Here is a 3,028-nt window from a genome sequence, read left to right as displayed (position 1 = left end):
TCCAGGGCATCGCCGACGGGTACGTTCACTCCGATCCGTCCACCGCCGTACTGGTTCCCTAAGCCATGCATCACATAGGGAGCCAAGGAGAGATGGATGGAGCGCTCCCCGAGGTTCACAACGGGAATGCCCACCCGCGCGATCGCAAAGCCCAGGCTGTCCTCGCAGTTGTCTGAGGGGATGCCGCCATTGGCACTGAACTGCCAGCGGTTGCGCTCAATCTGACCGCCGACGGCGATCTGGGAGTGGAAGCAGCCGGGGATCTGCCAGCCGTCGTAGCCCACCAGGAGCGTGTTGGAGCTTTGGTTATTGGGGTCGTACCAGGTGTAGCCCACTTCGCTGCTGGCACCCCAGAAGCCATCGAAGTTGCTGGATCCCGTGCTGTAGCTGTACAGCAAGGAACTGCTGTTCTCTTGGATGATCGGCGTGAAGAAGCTCAGGTCGCCCAGGACCAGACCAGCCGCTTGGCCCAGGGTGGTTCCGCCTGCATTGCTGCCCCAGGCACTCGATCCCAGGCCGACCACGGGGCTCAGGCTCGGGTAGGTGGAGAGGATATTGATCTCCTCTTCTGCCGCCATCGCGGTCTCGATCGCTGCGGCTTCGCCAACAGTCGCGGTCCCGGTCAGCACAGCCAGGTCGTAGCCGCCGTCCTCGGTGCTGCTGAGCACATAGGTCGTGCCGCGAACGCCCAAGACCTTGCTGCCGAGGCAGCTGGCCTGAGGGCCATTGACCAGCACGCGTCCACTGTTCAGGCGGAAACACTCCTGGCCCAGGGTGATCAGGCTGTTCTGACCCAGGAAGCCGATGGCTCGCTTGTCAAAGAGGAGTTCAGTCCGGCTGGAGCCGGTGCTGATTTGTTGTCCGCGATCGGCCGTCTGGTTGACCTTGGCCTGTTGTTTGTCGATGTAGACCTCGCGTCCGTCGATGATCCGGCGGACCGTGGCGCTGTCAAAGGGTGCGGCGAGGGCACTGCCCATGAGCAGTGGAGCCACAGCCAGACCTTGAATCAGGCGTCTGCTGAGACCCATCACTGCACCCTGTGGTGGACGCATTCAACTTCGATCAGCTGCCTTGGGCACAGGGTTGGTGACGCTTGCCAGCGCGTACACGTGTTGGGCGGTCTGGCCTCGGATCTCGAAGCGGCCCAAGTCCTCGAGGGGCCACTGGTCACGCACTAAGTCGGCGACCCCCTGACTCATCACGATCGTCCGCTGGCACTGTTTGGCGACGGCTTCCAGGCGGCTGGCGGTGTTCACCGCATCTCCGATCACGGTGTAGTCCATGCGGCGGCTGGAGCCGATGTTGCCGCTAATCACAGTGCCAAAGCTGAGCACGATCACCTGCTGCCAGCTGGTCTCGCCCTGTTGCTCCCAGGTCTGGTTGAGGCTGCGTAGGCGAGCTTCGATCTCCAGTGCGGCTTCGATGGCGGCTGAGGCCTCCGCTTGGTTGCCGCGGTGGATGGGGGCTCCAAACACCGCCAGGGTGGCGTCGCCGATGAACTTGTCCACCGTGGCGCCTTGCCCGTGCAGCGCCTCAACGACTTCGCTGAAGTAGACGTTCAGCCGCTCCACCAGCTCGACCACCCTGCCGCTGCTGGACATGGCTTGGGTGTAGGCCGTGAACCCCCGGATGTCGGTCATCAGGACAACGACCTCGGTCAGCTTCCCCCCCAGCAAGCCATCAGCTTCTTCCGGTTGATTGGCGATCTCGCTGGCCACCGCAGGTGAGAGATAGCGGCTCAGGCTGCGTTTGAGCCTGCGGCGATTGAGTTGCAGATTGACGGTGGCCTCCGCGCTGCTCACCACACCGACAGCGAGGGTTCCAAGGGACAAGCTGATGACGCGCAGGGCGATTCCCCCCTGGCTGATCAACAGGACGCCGCTAACCACAAGGGCTGCAGCGATCGCACCTGTGATCCCCAGGCGCCTCAGGGGCCGAGTCCAGCGCTGACTCAGTAGACCGACCCCAATCACGCTCGCTCCTGTGAACAGCGACCAGGCGATCGAGCGGGGCTGGAGCCAGAGCACTCGTTGCTCAAGGCGGTTGCCTAATTCGGTGGCATGAATTTCCACCCCGGGCATGCCTTCCGTTCCGGCAAAGGGGGTGTGATGCAGGTCCTGGAAGATCGCTGCCGTGGGGCCAACGAGCACCAAGCGATTGCGCAAGCGGCCCGAGGCGTTCAGGTGTTGATAGCTACGGGGCTCCAGCAGTTCCCAAATCGGGATGGTCTCGATCGTGCGCGGTGGTCCGTAGGGGTCCAACAGCGGCGTCCAACCGGTCCTGGTCGTCGTCTCAATGGTTGGCTGGCTGCTCTGTTGCAGCAGGGCCGAGCCCAGGCTTGGTGGCACCTGGGGGCCCAGCGTCTGGCGCAGTTGCTCGGCGTAGTGATCTGGGCGAAGACGAATCGAGCCATCGGGGTTCAGGAACCCATTCAGCAGTCCCTGGGGTACTTGCGCGAGCGGTTGAACCGGGCTGGCCAGGCTCAATCCCGCGACTGAGCCGCGGCTTTCCAGCACCTGCGCTCCGAGGACGACCTTGCCGCGATGTTTCCTGAGTCCTTGTGCGAAGGCCTGGTCGTCAGCAGGTCCGTACCCACTGGGGGTATCGAAGAGCAGGTCGAAGCCCACCGCTTTGGCGCCGCTCTCAAAGAGCCGGTCCAGAACCAGTGCATAGATGGCCCGGGGCCACGGCCAGCTCTGCAGGCGTTGCAGTTCCGCTTGCTCGGCCAGGTCGGCATTGGCGGTTTGTTGCAGGCTGAAGTCGTCAATCGCGACGATTGCCAGTTCAGGTGGGGCCGGCCGGGGGCCTCTGAGCTCCTGACTGATCTCGGTGAGCTGATACTCCGCTTGCTCGAGCGGTTCCGGCCACAACCAAGGTGCCGCCGCACTAAGGACTCCCAGTCCCAGGATCAGGCTCTTGCGCCGTAGCCAACCTCCAATGGATGTCGTAGCCAGGCGTGTCATCAACCCGTCCTTAGCTCTGCAGGTAGGTCGTTTGCCTCAGGCTCGTCTCCAGGTGATCCATCAAA

The 3,028-nt window shown here is 63.3% G+C and carries 1 protein-coding gene and 1 pseudogene; both read right to left on the bottom strand.

The genetic code is table 11. The features are described from left to right. A pseudogene (locus QZ186_RS11595) lies at positions 1-1,028 on the bottom strand (hypothetical protein); the annotation flags it as partial. 24 nt (positions 1,029-1,052) lie between these two features. Continuing rightward, complete coding sequence (locus QZ186_RS11590) at positions 1,053-2,963, bottom strand: CHASE2 domain-containing protein (RefSeq protein WP_296417001.1); 1,911 nt, start codon at positions 2,961-2,963, stop codon at positions 1,053-1,055. Positions 2,964-3,028 lie beyond the last annotated feature (65 nt).

The sequence above is a fragment of the Vulcanococcus sp. DEBay_Sum29NL08_54 genome (assembly GCF_017859255.1).
Lineage (GTDB): Bacteria > Cyanobacteriota > Cyanobacteriia > PCC-6307 > Cyanobiaceae > Vulcanococcus.
Note: the sequence above shows the minus strand (reverse complement) of the source record. Positions and strands in the feature narration are given on the sequence as shown.